Raw genomic sequence first — 24,180 nt, 5'->3', positions numbered from 1 at the left:
GGTTATGATAGTATTACAAGGTCTATATCAGTTTTTGACATTTTATTTAGCAATTGGGTAAACACCGCCGTTTTCATAATAACCTGGTAAAATTTAAAGCGGGGTTTACCCAGGCAAATAGTTGTAATGTCGTATTTTTCGGCCGTTTCCCAAATGGTTTGAGCTATCCGGTCGCTTTTCACTTTAATTACTTCGCCGCCCAGTTGTGTTGCCAGTTTCATATTATTAATAAGGTGGCGCTGCGATGCAAGGTTTATTTTATCGCTGCTTTCTCTTGATGTTTGCACATACAAAACAAAAAATTTAGAGCGGTAATATGATGATAACCTTGCCGTTTTACGAATAATTATTTTGGCCGATTCGTCATTGGTACTAATGCAGGCCAAAAAAAGCTCGGGCCGTAGTTTAATGGTCTTGGGTATCTCAATATCTATCTTCCGCTCTACCTGGTGGGCTACTTCGCGCAGGGCCAGTTCGCGCAGCTGTAAAATTCTATCGGCCTGGAAAAAGTTATTGAGCGCCATAGGCACTTTTTTCTCATCGTATATTTTGCCTTCCTTTAAGCGGTCTATCAGCTCATCGGCGGTAAGGTCGATGTTTACTACCTCGTCTGCCAGTTGCAAAACCTTATCGGGTATACGCTCGTTTATTTTGGCCCCGGTTATGCGCTCCACCTCTTCGTTCAGGCTTTCCATATGCTGGATGTTTACCGCGCTGATCACATTGATACCGGCGTTTAATATCTCCAGCACATCCTGCCAGCGTTTTTCGTTGCTGCTGCCTTCAATATTAGTATGGGCCAGTTCATCAACCAAAACCACCTCGGGGCGCAAGCTAATGATGGCTTTCAAATCCATCTCCTCCAGTTCTTTACCCTTGTAAAACAGTTTGCGGCGGGGTATTACCGGCAAACCCTCCAACTGTGCAACGGTTTCTTTGCGGCTATGCGTTTCAATGTAGCCAATTTTAACATCGATGCCGTTACGCATTAAAGCCTGGGCTTCCTGCAGCATGCGGAAGGTTTTACCCACGCCTGCGCTCATGCCTATGTAAACCTTGAATTTCCCGCGCCTTGATTTTTTTATCAGCTCCAGGAAATGCTCAACCGATCGTTCTTTTTCGCCGTCCATAAGTCCCAAGCCCCCTCTAAATCTCCCCCTGAAGGGGGAGACTTTAAAAATTAATTTATCTAATACTTATTACCATTATGTTTAAACCCGCACAAATTCCATTTTTGGTTTACAACCAAGGTTTGAAACCCACTCAAATCAAAAGTCTCCCCCTTCAGGGGGAGATTTAGAGGGGCATAAAAGGGAGAGCCCTCGCGGCCCCCCTTTTAAGGTATGAATGTTTCTCAAACTAACATATAATTAAACCAAAATTAACTATACAACCATCCATACATATCTTGAGCCCCACCTAAATCCTCCTCTAAAGGGGAGGACTTGAGAAAAAACTGCAATCCAAAGTCTCCCCATTCAGGGGGAGATTTAGAGGGGGCTTAAAAAGCGTACACCGCTGCCAGCACAAATTGCGAGGCCGTTTTAGTCGGGTCGCCCGAGTGATTTTTAAACGCGTTTGCCGATCCGTTATCAACCCTAAACTCGGGTATCAATGCCAGCGGACCAGCCTTAATATTTGCTGTAAAAGTTACAGCCGTTACGTTTTCGCCAGGTGCCGGAGCAGCTGTCGAGATATAGGTACCGGTTTTTGTTTTAAAGTACTCGCCCCTAAGGCCTAAGGTTACATCTTTAGAAACTGCGTATTGCGGATATAATGCCACCCCGGTAAAACCACCTGTTACACCGCTGTTAGCTTTATAGTCAGCGGCGTTTAAGCCTAATTTAAATGCATCTGTTATTTGGTAGGCCGTGGTCAAATCAAATTCTGTTCCCTGCAAACCTCCAGTAATAACATTTAGATAAGCAGTCCACCCCTTTACCGGGATAACCATCAGCTGCGCGCCAAAATTGTTAACCCTTTTGGTAGCCTGGTAGGCATTCCAGTTATCGTTAAATGCCCCAACCATCAGGCTTATTTTATCGGTAAAAGCATAAGTAGCTTTTACACCGGCATTTTGGAACGGACCGTTAGTGAACAGGTATGATGTGGAATAATTAAAATTACCAATAGGGCTTATCACTTCATACCCTATAAATGTTGCCATATAGCCGCCGGTAAGCGTCAGTTTATTTGTTACATCATAAGATACATACAAATTTTGAATATGATATGAATCGCCGCTGGTACCGTTGGGTATAGATTGTACCTGCCCTCTCGGGCCAAAAGATATTTCGCCTAAAAAGGCAGCTTTACCAACTTTCTTTTTAATCCCCAGGTCTATCATCCCAATCGAAACCGAATTCTGGTCGGTAGCAAAACTGGTTGGAATCTGGCTGCCTTTATCGGCAAAATCGTATTTATAATAAGTATCAACCGAGCCAAAAATTACCAATGGCGCATCGGATGTTGTTTTAACAGTGTCCTGGGCTTTGGTTATCAAAGCGCTTAATAGTAAAAATGCAGGTATTAATATGAAGGTCTTTTTCATTTATGTATAAAAATCATTTATTTTTTCAGTTCCCCTCTCGAGAGGGGTGCGTTGGGATTGTGCGGCAGCAGGGGTGTGTTATGCCATTTCGCGGGTTAAACACACCCCTCCCCACTCTCAAGAGGGGAATCGCACCTGGCCCCGCTTTTTTTAACTACTTAATTCAAAAACTTCCCCCTTCAGGGGGAGATTTAGAGGGGGCTTTTTATTTCTTTAGTTCATCTAAAGCCACATTCAACTTCAGCACATTTACTTTTGATGGGCCAAATACGCCAAATAATGGCTTTTCGGTATGCTCGTCAACCAGTTTGGTTACACCATCGGCAGATAAGCCACGTACTTTGGCAACACGGGCTACCTGTACCTTTGCGCCTGCAGGCGAAAGATCAGGATCTAACCCGCTACCTGATGCGGTAACCAGTTCGGCAGGGATCTGGGCGCGGGTTACACCAGGATTGTGCTTTAAAAAATCCTGGATGCGGCCTTCTACCTGTTTCAAATAATCGGGGTTTGAGGGGCCTTTGTTTGAACCTCCCGAACCGGCAGCATTATAATCAACTGCAGATGGACGGCTCCAGAAGTATTCGTCTTTAGTGAATTTTTGACCCTCGTTGGCATAACCAACCACACGGCCTTTATATGTTACAGTTTCCCCATCGCCATGACCGGGAGTTAATTTGCCCACACCGGCTATAGCTAATGGATAGATACCGGCTGTAATTACTATCAGGATGATAGTTAACTTGATTGATGGCAACAAATATGTTTTCATTTTCTTTTCTTTTTAGATATGAGATTTGAGATATAAGAGGTGAGATTTCTCTGGATACGGATTTGAAGCTCGTCTCAAATCTCATATCTAAAATCTCACATCTGAATTATATAAATACGCCTACGGCAAGGTCAATTAATTTAATACCTATAAATGGTATCAGTATACCACCAAGGCCATAAATCAACAGGTTACGGCGTAACAACGCGCTGGCACCTATCGGTTTATACTCCACACCACGTAAGGCCAACGGTATCAGCAACGGGATAATGATGGCGTTAAATATTACTGCCGATAATATGGCCGATTCGGGGCTGTGCAATGCCATAATGTTAAGCGCTCTTAATGATGGTATAGATACCATGAATAAGGCCGGAACAATAGCAAAGTACTTGGCTACGTCATTGGCTATTGAGAAGGTGGTAAGCGTACCACGGGTCATCAGCAATTGTTTACCAATTTCCACAATCTCAATCAGCTTGGTTGGGTCGTTATCCAAATCAACCATGTTACCGGCTTCTTTGGCTGCCTGGGTACCGCTGTTCATGGCTACACCAACATCGGCCTGGGCCAAGGCTGGGGCATCGTTTGTACCGTCGCCCATCATGGCTACCAGCTTGCCGCCTTGTTGTTCTTTTTTAATGTAGTTCATTTTATCCTCGGGTTTAGCCTCGGCAATAAAATCATCCACACCTGCTTTCTCAGCAATAAATTTGGCTGTTAAAGGGTTATCACCGGTAACCATTACTGTTTTAACGCCCATTTTACGTAAGCGGTCAAAACGTTCGGCAATGCCGGGTTTAATAATATCCTGTAATTCAATTACACCCATTATCTCCTCGTTTTGCGATACTACCAGCGGGGTACCACCATTTGACGAGATTTTTTTAACGTTATCCTCAACCTCGGTTGGGAAGGGGTGACCAGCCTTTAAGGCAATGTTACGGATGGAATCAAAAGCACCTTTACGGATGCGTAAACCATCGGGCGTATCCAAACCGCTTGAGCGGGTTTCGGCGGTAAATTTGATAAATACCGAATTGGCAGGGGCAACCACTTTAGGTAAGGTTTTATCCTCGTTGGCAAGTTCCACTATCGATTTACCTTCGGGGGTTTCGTCGGCCAGTGAGCTTAATACGCATGCGGCTACAAAGCTGGCGTTGCTAACACCTGTGGCGGGATAAAAATTGGTTGCCTTACGGTTACCAATAGTGATGGTACCTGTTTTATCTAATAACAAGGTATCCAAATCACCTGCAGTTTCAACCGCTTTACCGCTTTTGGTTATCACGTTTGCGCGTAATGCCCTATCCATCCCGGCAATACCGATGGCCGATAACAGGCCACCGATAGTGGTTGGGATAAGACAAACAAATAGTGAGATGAATGCAGCTATTGTTATTGGGGTATTTGAATAATCGCCAAATGGTTTCAGGGTAACGCACACGATAACAAATATGAGCGTAAAGCCTGCAAGCAGGATAGTTAAAGCTATCTCGTTTGGTGTTTTCTGGCGCGATGCACCTTCAACCAACGCAATCATCTTATCCAAAAAGCTTTCGCCGGGCTGGGTGGTTACCATAACCTTTATCTTATCAGATAATACTTTGGTACCACCTGTTACTGATGATTTATCACCGCCAGATTCGCGGATAACCGGGGCAGATTCGCCGGTAATGGCCGATTCATCAATGGTAGCAATACCTTCAATGATCTCACCATCGGTAGGGATGTTATCGCCGGTTTCGCAGATAAACACATCGCCTTTTTTTAACTGGCTCGACATTACCATAGTTTCTTTACCGTTAACCAGCAAGCGGGCAGGAGTTTCCTCGCGGGTTTTGCGCAAGCTTTCGGCCTGGGCTTTACCACGTGCTTCGGCAATAGCCTCGGCAAAGTTGGCAAACAATACAGTTAACAACAGCACCAAAAACACGGTGAAGTTATAGGCAAAGCTGCCCTGTCCTTTATTTGCAAAGGAAAATATGGTTACTATAAGCATTACTGCCGTTCCTATTTCAACGGTAAACATAACCGGGTTACGGAACAGTATGCGTGGGTTTAGTTTGATGAACGACTGTTTAAAAGCCTCCTTCATCTGATCGCCCTGGAATAATGTATTTGAGGTTTTCATGATTATAAAATTTAAAAGCCCCCTCTAAATCTCCCCCTGAAGGGGGAGACTTTTGATTTGCATGACTTTTTATTGTTGCTTTATTACTTAATTTTTAAGTCCTCCCCTCCAGGGGAGGATTTAGGTGGGGCTTATCTAAGTGAAAAATGTTCAGCAATTGGACCTAAAGCCAGTGCAGGGAAGAATGACAGAGCAGCGATAATTACAATCACCGCGAAGATCATCAACCCAAAAGTTGAGGTATCGCTTTTAAGTGTTCCGGCAGATTCAGGAATGAATTTTTTATTGGCCAGTAAACCTGCAATGGCCAGCGGACCAATAATTGGTAAAAACCTACCTAAAATCATTACTATACCGGTACTAACGTTCCAGAAGATGTTACCATCGCCCAAACCCTCAAAGCCCGAACCGTTGTTGGCGGCTGCTGAAGAATACTCATACAGCATTTCAGAAAAACCGTGGTTGCCCGGGTTATTTAACCATGTTGATGGTTTTACTGCCCAATCGGCTCCAGGCATATGCACCACCACGTATGATGATACGGCTAAGCCTACCAATATGATGAATGGGTGTAATAAAGCAATCAGCGAAGCTATCTTCATTTCCCGGGCTTCAATTTTGCGGCCCAAAAACTCCGGTGTACGCCCAACCATCAGGCCCGATATAAATACCGCAATGATAATAAAGATGTAAAAGTTAAGGAAACCAACACCCACACCGCCATAAAAGCAGTTAACCATCATACCCAGCAATTGCATACAACCTGATAAAGGCATAGCGCTATCGTGCATGGAGTTTACCGAACCTGTTGATGTAATGGTGGTCATTATGCTCCAGTAAGCGGAGTTTGCCGGCCCAAATCTTACTTCTTTGCCTTCCATAGCGCCGGTAGGCTGGCTAACACCCATGTGGGCAATAGCGGGGTTACCGTTTAGTTCGGCATTAATGGTTGGTATCATCAGCATGAGCATCCCCAACGTCATCACTCCAAAAATTACGTAAGCAAATTTCTTTTTGTTAAGGTAAAAGCCCAGGGCAAACACCAAACCAATAGGAATAATAAGCTGTGCAACCAACTCAACTGTGTTAGTTAAGTAGTTAGGGTTTTCTATAGGGTGTGCCGAGTTTGCACCAAACCAGCCACCGCCGTTTGTACCTAAGTGTTTAATAGCTACCAGCGCAGCAACCGGCCCGCGGGATACATGAACGGTATCGCCCTGCATGCTGATGAATGTATCTTTACCTGCATAGCTGGTAGTCATGCCGTTAAAAGCGAAGATGATAGCTATTACAAATGATATAGGCAATAATATACGGGTAATTGATTTTACAAAGTAATCCCAAAAATTACCCAGTTTATCGGTCACCTTATCTTTCAATCCCTTGTACAGGACAATCAACGCAGCAATACCTGTTGCTGCCGATACAAAGTGCAGGAACATAAACACAAAATGCTGTGTAAAGTAAGTGGCGCCGCTTTCGCCCGAGTAGTGCTGTAAGTTACAGTTTACCAAAAAGCTGATGGCCGTGTTAAAAGCCGTATCGGGCGACTGGCCGGGATTTGCATCCGGGTTAAGCGGCAGGTGGCCTTGTGCCATTAAACAAACAAATGCATAAATAAGCCATACACTATTGATAGTAAGCAGGGCAAATAAATGCTGTTTCCAATTCATTTCCTTTTTGGCATCAATGCCGCTGAAACGAAAAATGAAACGTTCAAGGGGGGCTAAAAAGTCGAGCCAGGTTTTTTCGCCCTTAAAAATGCGGGCGATGTAACGGCCAAGGGGGATGGCAATTGCCAGCGTGAGCAGGTAGGTAAAAATTACACCTGAAATTTCAGTGTTCATGGGTTAAATAGTTTAAAATTTTTCGGGTTTAAGCAGTACATACACCATGTATACAAACACAGCCACTGCTACAATGAATAATGCGATCATGATGATTAAATGTTTTCGAAGTAATTAACTGATTTGAAGAAGATCCAGAATATGGCTATGAAGGTGGCCACATAAATAACAATCTGTAAAATATCCATATTATTAGTTTTTTGCAGGAGGGTTTACCAAGTGGATGCCAATTATTGGCACGAGAAATCAAACAATTGAATTACAGGCAATTAGCATTACGTAGTTATAAAAAACGAGTTTAATTGATGAAAATAGCCTATCATTTTGATAGTTGATTATCAATGTGGGAGCGGAAATAAAAAGTTATGTCATTGCGAGCGCAGCGCGGCAACCTCGTAGCCACCCCAGGCGGATTTACATAGCAACGAGATTGCTTCGTACCCTATAATGACATGTTTGTAACATATTGATTTTTAATGGTTGTTTTTTGTAGAGACGCATCACATGCGTCTCCCACATGCAAATCGAAACCGGTCTGGCGGCAGACGCATGTGATGCGTCTCTACAAGAATCCCGGTCGCAGCCATGTCATTACTTTTTTTTCAGCATAGGCTGATGGATACTCGCAATGGATATTGTACCCAACTATTCCCCCACCCGCCTGGTATAACCCAACTGCAAACCCCACCACTCCCTCCACTCCCAAAATATTTTCAAAAAAATATTGTGCAATCAATCAATTGCATTTATATTTGCAATCAATCAGTTGCACGTTATATGAGACGCGATATTTATCAAGCCATTGCCGACCCAACCCGCCGGGCCATTTTAACCCTGCTGGTAACAGGCGCCATGACACCCAACGCCATTGCCGAACACTTTGACAGCAGCCGCCAGGCGGTATCAAAACACATACAGATATTAACCGAGTGTGGCGCGCTAAAACAAGAACAACAAGGCCGCGAAATTTACTACCATTTAGAATTGAACAAGATGAAAGAAGTAGACCAATGGATAGAAGCCTTCCGCAACATGTGGACAGACCGTTTTAACCAATTAGATAATTTATTAGATACTCTTTAAAAACAAACACTATGATCTCCTTTGAAAAAGATTTAGCAAAAAAACAACTGCACGTTGTGCGTGAATTTAAAGCGCCTATAGCAAAAGTATGGAGCGCCTGGACCCAGGCCGAACTGTTGGACAAATGGTGGGGACCAAGACCATGGAATGCCGTAACCAAAATAATGGAATTTAAACCAGGCGGGCAATGGCTGTACTCGATGGTGGGCCCCGCCGGCGAAGTGCATTGGAGCAATGTACAGTTTACCGCCGTGGGTACCAACACCTTTGAAGCCACCTCCTTTTTCAGCGACGAAAATGGCGTACAGGCTCCGGGCTTCTCACCATCCAACTGGCATGTGGCCATGAAACAGGAAGGCGATAAAACAATTGTTAATGTAACCCTCACCTTCCAATCTGAAGCAGACCTGGAAAAACTGGTAGCCATGGGCTTCCAGGGCGGCTTCACTATCGGCCTTAACCAACTGGAAGAATTGTTGGGATAGTTGGTTGGATTGGGTTGATTGGGTTGGTTAAGTTAAGCCCCCACCCTATTATTTAAAACGGCCCGTTCTTGATTTTGGAACGGGCCGTTGTTATGCTGATCTTTTTTGTCTGAATTCTGATTTTCAGGATCAAAGAATAGCCCAAATCTTACCTCAATGAAGCTGTCTTACTACTTACTACTCGATACTTACTACTAAAACTACTTACTACTAAAATTCAAGCGAAGCCGTAAACCCAATGGCATAGGCCACAACGTCGGCATGTGATACGTGGCCGTCATCGTCTTTGTTATATTCCGTCCAGCTGTTTGATGATGATGGGTAGCTTTGCTGCGCAAGGTTACCACAATCGGTTGCGTTAGTTATCGATAAGCCACCACCTGCAATAGATACGCCATCGCCCAGGGTTGCCGTTTGGTTGCCATATTCATGTTCCGATTCGGGCGTACTAACCAGATACGGCATAATGGTAAGCGAAGGGTGGTTACTCTTTATACCAATTGCATAAGCCGTAAGCGCAACATCCGATGCAGCTCTTTCATAATCGTGGTTGGTGGCCGTCCAGGTATCATCACTTGACGGGTAGCTGCCCAAAATGAATTTATTAAAATTTCCGGGTGTAAAAGATTGAATACCACCGCCCGAAAGTAAATAACCGCCATCTACACTAATTGCAGCGGTATCGCCGCCTATACCCGGGTTGCTGCCCTGTGCCGTTTTTAATTGAACCTGCAACAGGTTATCTGCGCTGCCGGCAACATAGCTGGGATCGTAAATGGCCATAGCAAATGCTGTTATATAGTCATTGACCGATGCGGCATCCGCAATATCATGCGATCCGGCGGTCCATCCATTGATATGGCCATGGCTATCCGTTTGGGGATAAGAGTTTACCAGGAAGCTGCTTTCGTTTTTTTCTATCATAGCCCCTCCCCCAATAATCCGGAAGTGGGCATCGTTAGCTACAGCATTAACATCAACCACAACGTATGGCTGCAAGGCTGCTTCGGCGGCAAATATGGTGGGGTTTTTAATGCTTTGCGCCAATATTACCATGTTAATATATTGCTTCAACGTGTTTTTTGCCGGATCATTTGCGGCCAGCTCCCATATCTCGATAGCGCTGGTTATACCGTAAGAAGTATCGCTGGTACAGCTATTAGCCCAGTCTACAATTGTTTTAGGATCTTTAGGGTCTATTTGGGCCGCCAGGCTGCTCTGCCCTCCCGATGTATCAACCGTTTGCTCCAGGCTCGACGAAAAACTTTCCTGCGATAATTTTTGTGTCGCGCTTGCCGCAGCGCTAATGCTCCCGGCACCTTCATAGGCTGCTGTTACCGCAAGCGACATCTCCTGTTTGCTTTTGTAATTGCTTGTTTTTGATGCCGATTTTAGCTGGATAAAGCCGCCCAGGTTTAAACCAAGCACCAGGTGCGTGCCGTAGGTGCCCACAAAAGCTTCGGCAGCTTTAAGTGTGGTAATGCTGTCAAGCGCCGCGCATAATTCGGTGGCCAGGCATGCCCTTATGGCGTTGTGGTCGCTTTGCCTTTTAAAAGTTACCGTGCCGCAGCTAATAACGCCGTTAAAACTGCTGCTGAAAGCTGTTGAAGCCTGGTAAGTTTCAGAACTGTAGCTGGCCTTTACCGAACCACTGTAAAACCCATAACTCCCCTCAATACCCACCGAAGCGGCAAACTCCGTATTAGAGGATTGGGTAGACTGAAATTCTTTAAAAGTAGATGAAAAGGTTTGCTTAACCGTTTGGGTGTTTACATCATTATCGGTTAAAGGCGTTTTTAAATAATTGCTCAGCTGGCTCAGTAATAACTCAGGATTTTTGGCAATAATGGGGTTAAAAACATTGTATGATTGCAGTACAAAATCCAGGGGTTTTGATTGTTCAATCTGCTCTTCAAGCATTTGTAAATTCTCGGTTGTCATAATTCTTTTGGCTTATTGGTTAAATTTTAACGGTTTGTTATCGGATGTTTTATTTATTTGACGGTGGTAATAGTGGGTAAGGATTATTCGGGATGATGTAGAACATTGTTATTATCCTTTTATTTGAGGAATAACCAATAAAATAATTGAAAAGCAAATCAATTCAATTATTCAACCATTACCATGCACAATAGTACCCAAAGGCATTACCACCAGGCAGGGCAGAATAGCCCTTTCAGCAGCTTTTTTTCAGCCAAATAACTATTGGTAATCGTCTTGTTGTAACCAGTGGATAAAGCCGGCTGAAGCCGTTGGCTTTAAAGTTTGGCTAAAAGCAGGAGCGATTTTAGGTTGATAGCCGTATTGTCTGAACCTTGATTTTTAGGATTGAAGGATGCTGGAACTTTATTTATTTGAAGCTGTCTTGATTCTTGACTCTTGATTCTTTTCCCGGCCCACGCTTTCCGCTTATACTGCTCAGGCCTTAGCCACATTGGCGGTATCCGCTGCAATCATTAACGCGGGGAGGTTGTCTGAATCAGAATTAAAGAATTTGAGAATTAGCAGAATGATATTGAATAAATCCTTCGCTTCACAGTAAAGCTGAAACTAAAACAATATTGCACCAGGAGTTAAACACTCGTGGCAGCGAGTAGCAGATGCGGATACTTTAACAAAAAAACATCGCAACTGTATCAGTACTATTTATTTGTGCGTAATTATCAATATGAAAACAAAACTTACCCTTATCAGAATTTTAAGCCTTTTAGCAGTCGTTTTAGCGTTTACTTTTTCAGCCTGCGAAAAGGATACAAGCGGCACTATTGATATTACAGGAAAATGGGCTATCCTGCAATTCCAGGGAATTCAACAATACGAATTTAAAAATGGCAACCAATTTCAATACGATATTATAGCCACAGATTCGGTTACCAAAAAAATAATAGGATACCGCTTCAGAGTTACAGGGAAATACACTGTCAAAAATGATTCGTTAATTATGTTTGACCAGGTAAATTATTCAAACTCAAAAAATAGTTACGGCCCCGTAACCGAACTTATACCCGTTGACGGCTCCAAAAACGCTGCTTACGGCGTGTCGCTCAACGGCCAGAAAAATAAACTTTCACTTTACTTTACCTGCCCGTTTAATGCCAGTTGCGTTCCTTCGCCTATGGTTTTTAGTAAGCAGTAGCGGATATTGAACGCTATAAAACTTCACTATTTAGCTGAAACCATATTTTACCACGAGTTAAAAACTCGCGGCAGCTGGGAATTTATAATTCCGTTTGTTAGCGCTTTATCGGTAGATCACTAAGATAAACCATAAATTTACGCTCATTATTTCATAGTGAAAATGAACATAGCCTTAGTCAGTTACCAAAACAAAAAATCAACTCAATCGCATTTAGAAGAAGATTTTCAACTATCAAAATTCCTTGAAACCAAAGGTTTGATTATTAAGAGCATAGTATGGAACGATTTGCAAATAGATTGGAAACAATTTGATGTTGTTATATTGAAATCGCCTTGGGATTACCATGATAATTTTGATTCATTTATATTGTGGCTAAGTGATTTAGATGCGGCTGGAGTCAAAATATTAAATCCGCTTAAAACAGTACTATGGAATAGCGATAAGCATTATTTACAGCAAATTGCCGACGATGGTCTACCTGTAATTCAATCTGCATTCCTCGAGAAAGGACTCGTGCCAGATCTGGCGGAATTACTCGATAAATCCTTAAGCAAAAAATTGATTATTAAACCATGCGTAAGTGCAAGCGCTAAAAATACCATGTTACTTACATTGGATAATGTTTCACTGGTACAGAATGCAATTAACGGCCTTTTAGCTCATGAAAGTTTCCTGGTTCAACCTTTTATGGAAGAAATTTTACAAGGTGAATTGTCTTTTATGTTCTTTAACGGCAACTTTAGTCATTGTACTTTAAAAGTTCCTAAAACAGGCGACTTTAGAGTTCAAAGTGAATATGGCGGCTCCGTTCAAAAAATAAAACCAGATACTGCGCATCTTCAAACAGCCGGCAAATACGTTGAAAAGTATGGCAAAGGCACCTTATACGCCAGGGTTGATGGAATAATATCAAATGGAACTTTTGTTTTAATGGAACTTGAGCTTATTGAGCCGTATTTGTTTTTAAACAGCCATGAACAGGCTTTTGATAATTATTACCAGGCCTTACTTCAGTTAATACAATAGTTTACAACAGGTTAAAGCTTGCCATAGCGGCCAGTAGGTGATTTACGATAATTCCAACTATTCAATAAATAACTCCAAAACACTCCTTATAATCATTGTCTGAAAAAAAGATATATGCTTTGTCATCAATTGTTAATGCGCTGATCGTTATATGAGCGTAAATATCAGCAGTGGCGAGTCTTTTTAAAAGTTTGGCCCAACTTTCATTATAAACGCCCTTTTTTTCTTTAAATTGATACCTTAATGTGTAAAGTGAAAAGGCGTTATCTTTTTCTAAAATCACAGGCCCACCTTCGAAATTGGCTATAGTGAATTTTTTAAATAAATTCTTTACTTCTTCTTTAATATCACTCGACTTATTAACTGCTTCCTTTAAAGCAGCCAATTGCCATTGAAGTTCCTCTTTTGTTGCCATTGCTCATTAATAACACCGATTTCGAATAAGATGATGAGATGTTTTAAAAGCAAAAATAAATACGAAATCGAAATTTCCAATTCCGAAATCAAATCATTCCAACCCTTACTCCTTCAACTTCCTATACAAAGTAGTTACCCCTCTTAGCGCAGTGTTGTGCAAAGGACACCGAGCCAGGAGCACTTGCGATCGTTTCTTTACCAGGTATCTTTCCCTTCCCGTCAGCAGAACAGCTTCGGGCGAAAACGGGCAAAACAATGCGGGGATGTGCGGCTGTAAGTTTTGCAACTGCATGGGGCAAAGCGGCATTGCAGCAGCAACTTTAAGTTTCATATCGGAGCAATACGAAAAACGCAAAAATCATGGTTAACACATGTTAACCATGATTTTTACATAAAACATTGATTATAAATGATTTATGTAAAAATAAATCGAAATTATGTTAACCTTTGTTAACCATGATTGCTTACAAGTTCAGCTGAAAGCTGAAACCATGTTTTACCACGAGTTCAAACTCGCGGCAGCGGCGGCCCAGCCTTAATTGAATCCGAAATCGAAATTCCCAATTCCGAAATCAAAAATCACTCCAACCCATACTCCTTCAACTTCCTGTACAACGTAGCCACCCCAATATTCAACAAATGGGCGGCTTCAGCCCGGTTACCGTGCGTATGGTTAAGCACCCGTTGGATATGCAGTTTCTCTACCGATGAAAGATCAAAGGCGGAAATAGGCGCCCCGGCCTTTACCTGCTGTTGTTGAATTTCGTAAGGCAGCAGGCTTTCGTCCAGAATATTGTTATCAGTGAGTATTACGGCGCGTTCAATTACGTTTTTAAACTCACGGATGTTGCCGGGCCAGTTATAGGCTTCCAGTTTGCTTACAAACTCGTCGCTAAGCTGGTTTACCTGCTTTTTAACTTTTAGGGCAAAGTATTGCATAAAATATTCGCCCAGCAATTTAATATCTTTTTTACGCTCGCGTAGCGGGGGCAAGGTGATCTGGAAAACGGATAAACGGTAAAACAAATCCGACCGGAAATGCCCTTCGTTAATTTCGGCTTGCAGGTTGCGGTTAGTGGCCGCCAGTATGCGCACATTAACCTGGGTAGGTTTGGTATCGCCAATTTTTAAAAACTGCTGCGATTCCAGCACGCGGAGCAGCTTGGCTTGCAGGTCGTGGTCAAGTTCGCCAATTTCATCTAAAAATATAGTGCCACCCGAGGCTTCCTCAAACAGTCCTTTTTTATCCTTAACTGCCCCGGTAAACGAGCCGGCTTTATGGCCAAACAGTTCGCTCTCCAGCAATTCTTTGGTAAAGGCGCTGCAGTTTACAGCCACAAACGATTTGGTATTGCGGTTACTGGCCTGGTGAATGGCCTCGGCAAAAATTTCTTTCCCGGTGCCGGTTTCGCCCAATAGTAAAACGGTGGTATCGGTTAAGGCTACTTTTTGGGCCAGCTTAATTACATCGCTAATGGCGGTAGATTTGCCAATCAGCCTGTCGAACCCGAATTTATCGTTCAGTTTACTTTGCAGCTCCAGTACCTTTTGCTGCAAAAGGGCCTTATCCATGGCTTTACTTACCAGCGGGATTATCTTTTCGTTATCGTCGCCTTTGGTAATGTAATCAAAAGCACCTGCCTTAATGGCCTTTACGCCATCGTTGATAGTGCCATAAGCGGTAAGTACAATTACCTCGGTAGTTGGATATGCTTTTTTGATGGTATCGGTAAGGGTAATACCATCAGTATCGGGCAGCTTAACATCACTCAAAACAACCTGGATATTCTCCTGCTGTAATTTACGCAGACCTTCTTTAGCCGTACCTGCCGTAATTACCTCATGCCCTTCCAGTTGCAGAATGCGGGCCATCAGGTTACGCAGGCGTTCCTCATCGTCAATAATTAATAGCTTACCTTGTTGCACTTTTTGATTATATGATTTATGTTGATTTCACCGATTAACATCCGACAGGTCTTTTCTCTACGAACATCAACGAAATAAATCAGCACACAAACATAGCTATTTTCAAATCTTCAAATTCTCAAATTTTCAAATTCAAAAACTACCACCCACTCCTCCTCACAGCCCTAACCAATCGCCTGTGCCTGCGGGCATCATAATAATCGCTGGTTACCAGTATCGAGTGGATAACGCCGGGGATCCAGAAGCAAAGTGTTAAAAATATATTGAGTATAAACGCACCGATGCGGCCGGTTGTGAGTATGGCCAGGGGCGGGAATAAAAAACAAAGAAAGTATCTCATGGCTGTTTAGTGTTAAACTGTTATGGTTTAGACCAATGCGCCCGGCAATTGTTACGGCCTTTAGTCTTTCAAATTAAGCGGCAGCTGTTCGCCAAAAAACAGGGCTTTCAGTTCGGTTGCATCATTGGCAAGCATTTTGCCGCCCAGTATTAACCGCAGTTGGCGGCGGCGAAGAGCTCCTTCAAACAACGCTATCTCCTCATCCGTTTCGGGCAATGATGCCGGCACCTGGGTTTTTCGCCCGTCGTTATCTAAAGCTACAAAGGTGTAGTAAGCCTCGTTGCTTTTTACCTTGGTGCCCGATGGTATATTTTGTGCCCATACATCCATTCTCACCTCAACCGATGTGGTAAAAGCACGGGTTACCCTGGCTTCTATGCTGATTACATCGCCCAGCTTTACGGGGGCCTGGAAAGATACATTATCTACCGAGGCAGTAACCACAATACGGTTGCAATGCTTTTGCGCCGATATAGCGGCAGCAATATCCATCCAGTGCAGCAGGCGCCCCCCCATCAGGTTGTTTAATGTATTGGTATCATTGGGTAATACCAGTTCATTCATAATGGTATATGATTCTTTAGGCGATTTTCCTGTCATGGTACAAATATAGGGAGAAGAGCCAAGAGTTAAGAATCAAGAGTTAAGACAAAGGGGGAGCCTCACCTAAATCCTCTCCAAAGGAGAGGACTTTTATTAGCATGATGGAAATTATCGATTTTACCTAAGCATTATGCCAATCAAGAACCCTCTCCTTTGGAGAGGGCAGGGTGAGGCTCTTTTATTTAAAAACCCCTACCTTTAACCAATGATCTTCGATTTCAGATTAAAGGTATTTTACACGGTTGCGCAGCGGCTTAGCTTTACCAAAGCGGCCAGCGAGCTGTTTATTACCCAGCCCGCTGTTACCAAGCACATTAAAGAACTGGAACAACAGCTTAATGTGCAGCTATTTAAACGCAATGGCAACAACATTTCCCTTACCACCGCCGGCAAGGTACTGGTGCAATATGCCGATAAGATATTCCAAACCTACAGCGCACTTGAAACCGAACTGGCGCAGCTTAACAACATCGAGGCGGGTACCCTGCACATTGGGGCCAGTACTACGGTAGCCCAAACCATTTTGCCCAAAATACTGGCTATGTTTAAGAGAACATACCCCGAAATCACCTTCAACTTCATCCAGGCCAATACCGACCAGGTATCGCAAATGATTATGGACGAGAAGCTGGACATTGCCATCATCGAAGGCTCATCACATTCGCCCCAGCTGGCTTATTCGCCGTTTGCCAAGGACGTGATTGTATTAGTAACCCGGGCCAACAATAAGTTATCAAAAAAGGCCGAGATCAGCCCGAAGCAATTATTAGATATCCCCCTTGTTTTACGCGAGGCCGGATCGGGTACCCTGGATGTTATTTACGAAGCTTTGGCAGGCGTACAGATCAGCCCCAAAGAGCTAAATATCGAAATTCAGCTGGAGAGCAGCATCGCCATAAAACAATACCTTTTATACTCAGATACAGCTACTTTCCTATCTATCCAATCGGTAGTAAGCGAGTTAAAATATAACGAACTAAGCATTATCGATATTAAAGGGCTCGAGATTTTTCGCACGTTCCAGTTTATCCAGCTGCATGGCAAAAACAGCAAACTCATTGAACTTTTTAAACGTTTTTGCCTGGCTAATTATAACTTAAAGTAATCGTATATTACTTTATATCATTTGTTTACTTCCCGCTTTACAGCCACATTTGAGTGCTGAATTAAAGAGCAGGTTATGGAACATATTGATACTGATATTTGCATTATTGGCGCGGGGCCGGTTGGTTTATTTGCAGTTTTTGAAGCAGGGCTTTTAAAAATGCGCTGCCACCTTATTGATGTGCTGCCGCAGGTTGGCGGCCAGCTTTCCGAAATTTACCCGCACAAGCCTATTTACGATATCCCCGGCTACCCCGAAGTTACCGCCCAAGAACTGGTAGACAGGTTGATGGAGCAGATAACCCCCTTCCACCCCACCTTTAGCCTGGGCGAACGGGTAGAAACCCTGCATAAGAACAACGACGGCTCATACACCATCCAAACCAACGATAACACTACCGTGCATTGCCAGGTGGTGGTTATAGCCGGCGGCCTGGGCTGCTTTGAACCCCGTAAACCGGAGATTGACCGACTGCTTGATTTTGAAGGCAAGGGTGTAGCCTACATGGTCAAAAATCCCGAATTGTTCCGTAATCGAAAAGTGGTTTTGGCCGGTGGTGGCGATTCTGCCCTGGACTGGGCCATATTTTTAGCCAACGTTGCCGAACGTGTTACCCTTGTTCACCGTGGCGATACTTTCCGGGGTGTGCCGGATTCTGCCGAAAAAGTTTTTGAACTGGCCAAAGAGGGTAAGATAGACCTCATCTTAAAATCAAATGTGGTAGCTCTCACAGGCGAAGGCCATTTGCAGGAAATAACTTTGCTGGATAGAAACAACGAGGTAAGCCACATTGCCGCCGATCACCTCATTCCGCTGTTTGGCCTTAGCCCCAAACTTGGACCAATTGCTAACTGGGGCTTAAACATTAGCTTCTCGGCCATTGAGGTGAACACCAGGGATTACAGCACCAATGTAGAACGTATTTATGCCATTGGCGATATTAATACCTATCCCGGTAAATTGAAGCTGATCCTTTGCGGTTTCCACGAAGCCGCGCTGATGGCCCAAAGCGCCTTTAAATATGTTTACCCCGAACAAAAACTGAGTTTTAAATACACCACCGTTTACGGCGTAACCGCCTTTTAGCCATGATCAACTTAATTATTGAAGACCGCAACGGCGACCGCCAGCCCGTAGAAATCCCCGAAGGTATTAACCTTAGCCTGATGGAGGTTTTAAAAGCATCCGAATACGATATACTGGCTACCTGTGGCGGCATGGCCCTTTGCGCCACCTGCCACATAGAAGTAATAGAAGGGCCCGAACAATATTTTCATGCCACAGATAACGAGCTGGACATGCTGGATACCCTGCCCAACGCCGATGAACACAGCCGCCTGGCCTGCCAGATGCGGGTTACCGAGGAGATGGATGGGCTGATAGTGAGACTGAAACAAATGCCTTTTTAGATAGTTTAGAGGTAAAAGAAGTTTTTGCCAACACTGTTAATTACAATAAAGTACTGGGTTAAGATGGCGATAAGCCGGCTGAAACACCTAATTAACCAAACCCCGGATAATTTCATAGTAAGCATCGCTCACGGGTAGTTCGATAGCCGTTAGCCGGGCTTTACGGTTTTGGATGGATTTTATTTTACTTAGCGGCACGATATAGCTGCGGTGAATACGCTGAAATTTATCGGGCGGTAGTTTTTTTAGCACCTCCTTTAATGGCATTTGCGTAAGCACGGGTTTGTCGTTTGTTAAATGGATGCGGATGTAGTTTTCCATGCTTTCGATGTATTCGATGGTGTTCAAGTCTATTTTTACCACCCGGTATTCGGAGTTCACGTAAAGGCATTCATCGGGACTATTTAGCTTGTCACTTGCCCGGTTTTTATATTGGTAATAGGCCAGTGCTTTTTCAACGGCACGGGTAAAGCGTTCAAGTTCTAACGGTTTTTCAACAAAATCAACCGCCTCCAGTTGGAAGCCGTCGTAAGCATATTTCCGGTACGAGGTTGTGAAAATAACCATTGGCTTTACAGTTAGTGACCTCATGAGGTCGATACCCGAGATATCGGGCATGCTGATATCCAGGAAAAGGAGGTCGATGGTTGTGGTTTTCAAGAATTCGGCCGCCGAAATCGCATCTTCGAATGTGCGGACGAGTTGCAGCGCAGGAAACCGCGATACATATTCGCTAATAAGCCGTAAAGCTAAAGGTTCATCATCAATGGCTATACATTTAAGCATCATGGATTAAGTTGGTAGGGTTAGCTGAACAATGTACTCCTGGTTATCGTTACTGATATCTAATACATACTTGCCGGGATATAAATGATCTAAACGTTTGCAGGTGTTTTTGATACCTATCCCGGTGCTGTGGTTATCGCCGTTGTTTAAACCGAATATGCGATTTTTACAATAAAAGTGCAGGGTATTTTCGCCGGCAACCAATTTAATTTGAATGGTTGCGCTTTCGTGTTTGCTTACACCGTATTTGAAAACATTTTCAATAAAGGTCATGAGCAACAGAGGCGCTATTTGTTTTCCGTCGATATCGCCCGCTACCTCAAAATTAACAACAGTAAGGTTGCCGGTGCGCAAACGCTGCAGTTCAATATAGCTGGCAATACAATCAACCTCGCGCTGCAGGGGGGCAAAATTCCCGGTAATGTCTTCAGTAACGTAGCGCATTATTTTTGAAAGCCGCATAACGCTGTCGGCGGCATGATCGTCCCTGGTTAAAACCAGCGTATAGATATTGTTCATGGTATTGAACAAAAAGTGCGGATTGATTTGTGCCTTTAAAAAAGAGAGTTCGGCGGTGGCTTTATCCGCTTCGGCACGGGCTGCCCTTTGCTCGGTAAGCAACCATTCCCGGATAGTTTTAATGGCAGTGCTAAAGGCAATTACCGTAAAAAAGATAAAAAAACTGGTAATATCAAGCGGCTGCCCAAACGGCGACCGGCTTAAAGGCCTATTGCGAAAGGTTGACAAATTGTGGCTTTGCACAGGCGGCCTTCCCGGTTGAAAATGTTCGCTACCAGGTGCGTCTAAAGGCGGCCGCCGGTTGGAGGGGGACCTGCTATCGTCTTCTCTTTCCCTGATGTGCAGTAAGCGGTCGAACGGCCGGATACAATAAACGCCAAAAAATAGAAAAAAAACAGCGGCACCAAACAATACATGTTTTTTACGGAGCAACAGCCGCGGAACAAAAAAGTAAGCATTGCTGTAAAAAACGACCATAAAAGTAAGTCCGAATAACCAATAGTCGGGGCTTTGTACCAAGGAGATGTCACCGTCAAAACTGCCGCCCCTATGCAGAAAAATAAGCGGGATACCCATGAGCGCGATCCAGCCGGCAACATGCAGAATGATGGAAATAACTTTAATTCGTGACATAGGATAAAGTAACACAATAGCTTCCGCAGAGAAGTGAAAACATCGGTGACTGGCTTAAATGTATAGATGAAATGGCAAATGCGCAATTTACGCAGCGGGTAAATACTGATTAAAGTACTCATAGGATCTTAAAAAATACTGCACTTTGAACGACGGTAAACCTTTCACCACCAAAAAATGGGCATTCATCCATACCCTCTATTTTTAACTAATGTTTGCCGCTACGTTTACATCAGGTTTAAAAAACACCAGTTATTTGGGTGTTAAAGCACATACCTGGAAAGCAGGGGAATACAATTGCCCATGTGCTGCTTCAAGGTTTTAATTTGATAAAAAAGGTAAAACGAGAGCCTTTGCCCTATCTGTACACGATTTGTAATATGAAATTTAAAATATTGGCGATAAGCATTTTGCTGTTGAGCAGCAGGTTATACGCGCAGCAAAAAAACATTTCAGGCATTATTGTCGACAGTGTTACCCGGATGCCGCTTAATGGTGTCACTGTGATTTTAAATCCCATAAACAAAACGGACATTACCGACGAAACAGGGCGCTTTGCTTACCGAAACGTAGGGCCCGCGGCGCAATCAGTTACTATTACTGCCGTTGGTTACCAAAAAAGAATTGTGTTATTAGCCGACCTTAACCTGAGCCCGCTGATTGACCTGAGCCCCAGGCTTACGCTGTTAACCGATGTAGTAATAACCGCTGATAACCCGAACCCTTATAAGGCGATCAGCGAAACCGATATTAAGCTCCGCGGGGTGTCCAATTCACAGGAAGTGCTGCGTATAGTGCCGGGCCTGTTCATTGGCCAGCACCAGGGCGGAGGTAAGGCCGAGCAGATTTTTTTGCGTGGTTTTGATAATGACCATGGTACCGATATCAATTTGAGCGTTGATTATATGCCGGTAAATATGGTTTCGCAGGCACATGGCCAGGGTTATGCCGACAGCCATTTTATTATCCCCGAAACGATAGAAAGTACAAACTATCAAAAAGGGATGTATAATGTGGAAAAAGGCGACCTGGCCGTGACCGGCTTTGTAAACTTTAACACGGCCAACTCCATTGCTGCCAACCAGTTTAAGGTAGAAGGCGGGCAGTTTAATACCTCCCGGGTGTTTTGCATGCTTAGCCTGCTTGGCCAAAAAGCCAAAGCCAATAACCAGTCGTGGTATGCAGCCTCTGAATACCGCTATAGCGACAGTTATTTTGACAACCCGCAGCATTTTAAACGCTTTAACTTTTTCACCAAATACCACGGAAGATTAAATGCCAACAACTGGCTTACCATCAGCGCATCCACGTTGTACAGCAAGTGGAAAGCATCGGGCCAGGTCCCGGAAAGCGCAGTAAATGATGGACTCATAGGCTTTTACGGCTCACTTGACCCCAACGAAGGCGGGGTGACGTCACGCACAAACGTAAACGCCCAGCTTTTAACCACGCTTCCAAACCACGATATCGTCAAAAACCAGCTTTATTATTCGCGTTATAAATTTGATTTGCACACCAACTTTACATTTTACCTGGCAGATACCGTTAACGGCGATGAGATACGGCAACGGGAAGCCCGCAATTTGTACGGCTACAACGGCAGTTACCAGCACGAAGGCTACATCGGCAATACCAAATTAACAACGGAGGTGGGTATTAATACCCGGCTGGATATGACCAAAGGTTCGGAATTATCCCATACCGCTAATAACTTCACGGTCATCAACCCAATTAAACTGGGCGACATTACCGAACTGAGCGCCGGGGCCTACCTGGGCGAAACAGTACAGTTCAGCTCAAAATTTTTGGTGAATGCCGGGTTAAGGTTTGACCAGTTTTATTACCGGTATAACAATAAACTGGCTACCGACACTACACTTAATGGCATTGGCATGTATACCGCCAATAACAACACCATTAGCCCTAAACTCAACTTTTACTACCGTGCTAATGATAAAACCCAATTCTATTTATTAACAGGCAGGGGCTTCCACTCCAATGATACCCGTGTGGTAGTAGCTCAAGGTGGTTTCCAAACGTTGCCCGCTGCTTACGGTGCAGATGCCGGTACTGTATTTAAACCACTCAAAAACCTGTTGTTTAACGCTGCCTTGTGGTATAGTTACCTGCAGAAGGAATATGTATATGCGGGCGATGGCGGCTCGGTAGAGTTTAGCGGCCGAACCCGCCGTATTGGGTTCGATCTGTCCGGCCGTTACCAGCCGCTTAATTCCCTGTATTTTGATGCAGATGTAAATTACGCCCAAGGCCGCTCGCTCGGTGACCCGGCCGGTGAAAATTATATTCCGCTGGCGCCGGTTTGGAGCAGCACAGGAGGTATAACCTACACGCTTAAAAACGGATTCAACGGTAGCTTGCGCTACCGCTACCTTGGCGACCGCCCCGCAAATGCCGATTATAGCCTTACCGCCAAAGGCTATTTTATAAATGACCTGGTATTAAATTATACCCGGCCCAAATACGAAATTGGCCTAACCGTCAATAACCTGTTTAACGTGCGGTGGAAAGAAACCCAGTTTGAAACCATTACCCGGCTAAAAAACAAGGCGCCTGTTGACGGAATTGCTTTCACCGCCGGCACTAAGTTTGCAGCTTTGCTGCACCTTGGCTACTTTTTTAGTAGCAAGGCAAGTCTGCTTTTACATTAACAATAAGCCAGCCACAACAATGGTACCTGCAAAAGACCGCCGGGACTCCTGGAACAAGGTACTATTTGCAGCATTACCTCATAATTATCGTTATAAGCCCAATGGCCGCACGGTAAAGCTGGAGCCGGGTTAGCCGGATAGGTTTTAATTTTAAGGAGGTAAACAGTGTAAACCATTTTTTTATTTCGGCCTGCGGGTTACCGCTCTGTAACACGGCTTCATATAAAATGGCAAACAGGCATACGGCCATGGTAATGTGGGTGAGTACAAATAATGCGTTCATGGTAGTAGTGTTAAGTGTAAATGAGTTTGTTTTTTACATCATCATTTACCAAACAAATGCCAGTTACACAAATAACTAAAAATCAAATAGTTAATAAATATTAATTTATAACAGCGCTGCGATATATCGTTAAAATACGGCCGAATACACGCTATTTGATTAAAGGGCAATGAGGTTGCGGTAGTAAAACACCTGAGTTACATTTTACCCGCAGGGAAATCGCTTTTAACTTTTTGAAATAGGAAAAAAGGTGTATATTTAGGATATAAGTGATTCAGGTCAAAAAAATGGCCTTTTCAAATCCCGAATATCGAGCCCACCAAGTTTTTTGTCCTTATTTTTCCAGCATGAAAGACCCGCGCAGAACGAACAAAGGGCATCATCTTTACCCGTTGGAAGAAATCCTGTTTTTATGTATATCAGCCGTAATCAGCGGCATGGATGACTGGACCT

At 43.8% G+C, this 24,180-nt stretch carries 23 protein-coding genes; 9 read left to right on the top strand and 14 right to left on the bottom strand.

The features are described from left to right. Positions 1–2: 2 nt before the first annotated feature. The 6 genes from AC1DU2_RS07065 to kdpF all read right to left on the bottom strand — a co-directional run bounded on the left by AC1DU2_RS07065 (position 3) and on the right by kdpF (position 7,394). Positions 3–1,130, bottom strand: coding sequence for a sensor protein KdpD (locus AC1DU2_RS07065; protein WP_477383514.1), 1,128 nt, complete (start codon positions 1,128–1,130; stop codon positions 3–5). 371 nt (positions 1,131–1,501) lie between these two features. Next, a complete protein-coding gene (locus tag AC1DU2_RS07060; protein WP_477383513.1) occupies positions 1,502–2,551 on the bottom strand; it encodes an outer membrane beta-barrel protein in 1,050 nt (349 codons plus the stop codon). 205 nt (positions 2,552–2,756) lie between these two features. Beyond that, positions 2,757–3,323 (bottom strand): K(+)-transporting ATPase subunit C, encoded by a 567-nt coding sequence (locus AC1DU2_RS07055; protein WP_477383512.1) that lies wholly within the window; start codon positions 3,321–3,323, stop codon positions 2,757–2,759. Positions 3,324–3,429: 106 nt separating this feature from the next. After that, positions 3,430–5,457: a potassium-transporting ATPase subunit KdpB gene (gene kdpB / locus AC1DU2_RS07050; protein WP_477383511.1), complete on the bottom strand. Its 2,028-nt coding sequence runs from the start codon at positions 5,455–5,457 to the stop codon at positions 3,430–3,432. A gap of 131 nt (positions 5,458–5,588) precedes the next feature. Then, entirely contained in the window at positions 5,589–7,304 is a 1,716-nt protein-coding gene (kdpA, locus tag AC1DU2_RS07045; RefSeq protein WP_477383510.1) for a potassium-transporting ATPase subunit KdpA, read from the bottom strand. Positions 7,305–7,316: 12 nt separating this feature from the next. Further along, the gene (gene kdpF, locus AC1DU2_RS07040; RefSeq protein WP_090651871.1) at positions 7,317–7,394 is read right to left on the bottom strand and encodes a K(+)-transporting ATPase subunit F; all 78 of its coding nucleotides are present in this window, start codon (positions 7,392–7,394) and stop codon (positions 7,317–7,319) included. Positions 7,395–8,081: 687 nt separating this feature from the next. Between kdpF and AC1DU2_RS07035 the strand changes: the two genes are divergently transcribed. Then, on the top strand, positions 8,082–8,387 hold the full coding sequence (locus AC1DU2_RS07035; protein WP_147053289.1) for an ArsR/SmtB family transcription factor: 306 nt from the start codon (positions 8,082–8,084) through the stop codon (positions 8,385–8,387). Positions 8,388–8,398: 11 nt separating this feature from the next. Beyond that, positions 8,399–8,872, top strand: coding sequence for an SRPBCC family protein (locus AC1DU2_RS07030; RefSeq protein WP_477383509.1), 474 nt, complete (start codon positions 8,399–8,401; stop codon positions 8,870–8,872). Positions 8,873–9,082: 210 nt separating this feature from the next. Here the strand turns inward: AC1DU2_RS07030 and AC1DU2_RS07025 are convergent, their stop codons facing one another. Beyond that, a complete protein-coding gene (locus AC1DU2_RS07025) occupies positions 9,083–10,813 on the bottom strand; it encodes an MAC/perforin domain-containing protein (RefSeq protein WP_477383508.1) in 1,731 nt (576 codons plus the stop codon). 727 nt (positions 10,814–11,540) lie between these two features. Between AC1DU2_RS07025 and AC1DU2_RS07020 the strand changes: the two genes are divergently transcribed. Beyond that, a complete protein-coding gene (locus AC1DU2_RS07020) occupies positions 11,541–12,008 on the top strand; it encodes a lipocalin-like domain-containing protein (RefSeq protein WP_477383507.1) in 468 nt (155 codons plus the stop codon). 162 nt (positions 12,009–12,170) lie between these two features. Then, positions 12,171–13,037, top strand: coding sequence for an ATP-grasp domain-containing protein (locus AC1DU2_RS07015; RefSeq protein WP_477383506.1), 867 nt, complete (start codon positions 12,171–12,173; stop codon positions 13,035–13,037). Positions 13,038–13,098: 61 nt separating this feature from the next. Here the strand turns inward: AC1DU2_RS07015 and AC1DU2_RS07010 are convergent, their stop codons facing one another. The 4 genes from AC1DU2_RS07010 to AC1DU2_RS06995 all read right to left on the bottom strand — a co-directional run bounded on the left by AC1DU2_RS07010 (position 13,099) and on the right by AC1DU2_RS06995 (position 16,320). Continuing rightward, the gene (locus AC1DU2_RS07010) at positions 13,099–13,452 is read right to left on the bottom strand and encodes a hypothetical protein (RefSeq protein WP_477383505.1); all 354 of its coding nucleotides are present in this window, start codon (positions 13,450–13,452) and stop codon (positions 13,099–13,101) included. A gap of 581 nt (positions 13,453–14,033) precedes the next feature. Then, on the bottom strand, positions 14,034–15,380 hold the full coding sequence (locus AC1DU2_RS07005) for a sigma-54-dependent transcriptional regulator (RefSeq protein ID WP_477383504.1): 1,347 nt from the start codon (positions 15,378–15,380) through the stop codon (positions 14,034–14,036). A gap of 139 nt (positions 15,381–15,519) precedes the next feature. Next, on the bottom strand, positions 15,520–15,720 hold the full coding sequence (locus AC1DU2_RS07000) for a YqaE/Pmp3 family membrane protein (RefSeq protein WP_477353942.1): 201 nt from the start codon (positions 15,718–15,720) through the stop codon (positions 15,520–15,522). Between the two features lie 60 nt (positions 15,721–15,780). Next, complete coding sequence (locus tag AC1DU2_RS06995; protein ID WP_477353940.1) at positions 15,781–16,320, bottom strand: acyl-CoA thioesterase; 540 nt, start codon at positions 16,318–16,320, stop codon at positions 15,781–15,783. 208 nt (positions 16,321–16,528) lie between these two features. Here AC1DU2_RS06995 and AC1DU2_RS06990 point away from each other — a divergent pair, with 208 nt between their 5' ends. The 3 genes from AC1DU2_RS06990 to AC1DU2_RS06980 all read left to right on the top strand — a co-directional run bounded on the left by AC1DU2_RS06990 (position 16,529) and on the right by AC1DU2_RS06980 (position 18,837). After that, positions 16,529–17,428: a LysR substrate-binding domain-containing protein gene (locus tag AC1DU2_RS06990; protein WP_477383503.1), complete on the top strand. Its 900-nt coding sequence runs from the start codon at positions 16,529–16,531 to the stop codon at positions 17,426–17,428. Positions 17,429–17,503: 75 nt separating this feature from the next. Further along, positions 17,504–18,514, top strand: coding sequence for an NAD(P)/FAD-dependent oxidoreductase (locus AC1DU2_RS06985; protein ID WP_477383502.1), 1,011 nt, complete (start codon positions 17,504–17,506; stop codon positions 18,512–18,514). Between the two features lie 2 nt (positions 18,515–18,516). Then, a complete protein-coding gene (locus AC1DU2_RS06980; protein WP_477383501.1) occupies positions 18,517–18,837 on the top strand; it encodes a 2Fe-2S iron-sulfur cluster-binding protein in 321 nt (106 codons plus the stop codon). An 87-nt stretch (positions 18,838–18,924) separates the two neighbouring features. Here the strand turns inward: AC1DU2_RS06980 and AC1DU2_RS06975 are convergent, their stop codons facing one another. After that, positions 18,925–19,626, bottom strand: a complete 702-nt coding sequence (locus tag AC1DU2_RS06975) for a LytR/AlgR family response regulator transcription factor (RefSeq protein ID WP_477353932.1) — start codon at positions 19,624–19,626, stop codon at positions 18,925–18,927. A 3-nt stretch (positions 19,627–19,629) separates the two neighbouring features. Beyond that, positions 19,630–20,775: a sensor histidine kinase gene (locus AC1DU2_RS06970; RefSeq protein ID WP_477383500.1), complete on the bottom strand. Its 1,146-nt coding sequence runs from the start codon at positions 20,773–20,775 to the stop codon at positions 19,630–19,632. Between the two features lie 380 nt (positions 20,776–21,155). Here AC1DU2_RS06970 and AC1DU2_RS06965 point away from each other — a divergent pair, with 380 nt between their 5' ends. After that, positions 21,156–23,444, top strand: a complete 2,289-nt coding sequence (locus AC1DU2_RS06965; RefSeq protein WP_477383499.1) for a TonB-dependent receptor — start codon at positions 21,156–21,158, stop codon at positions 23,442–23,444. A gap of 73 nt (positions 23,445–23,517) precedes the next feature. On the opposite strand, the gene AC1DU2_RS06960 is transcribed toward AC1DU2_RS06965, so the two are convergent. Beyond that, complete coding sequence (locus AC1DU2_RS06960; RefSeq protein ID WP_477353926.1) at positions 23,518–23,727, bottom strand: hypothetical protein; 210 nt, start codon at positions 23,725–23,727, stop codon at positions 23,518–23,520. A 287-nt stretch (positions 23,728–24,014) separates the two neighbouring features. On the opposite strand from AC1DU2_RS06960, the gene AC1DU2_RS06955 reads away from it, so the two are divergent. Further along, positions 24,015–24,180 (top strand): transposase family protein (locus AC1DU2_RS06955; protein WP_477383642.1); only part of this gene is annotated, 166 nt, incomplete at its 3' end.

This window comes from Mucilaginibacter sp. P4_C11, from assembly GCF_056402115.1.
The sequence above is the reverse complement of the archived record's forward strand: the minus strand, read 5'-3'. Positions and strand labels throughout refer to the sequence as shown.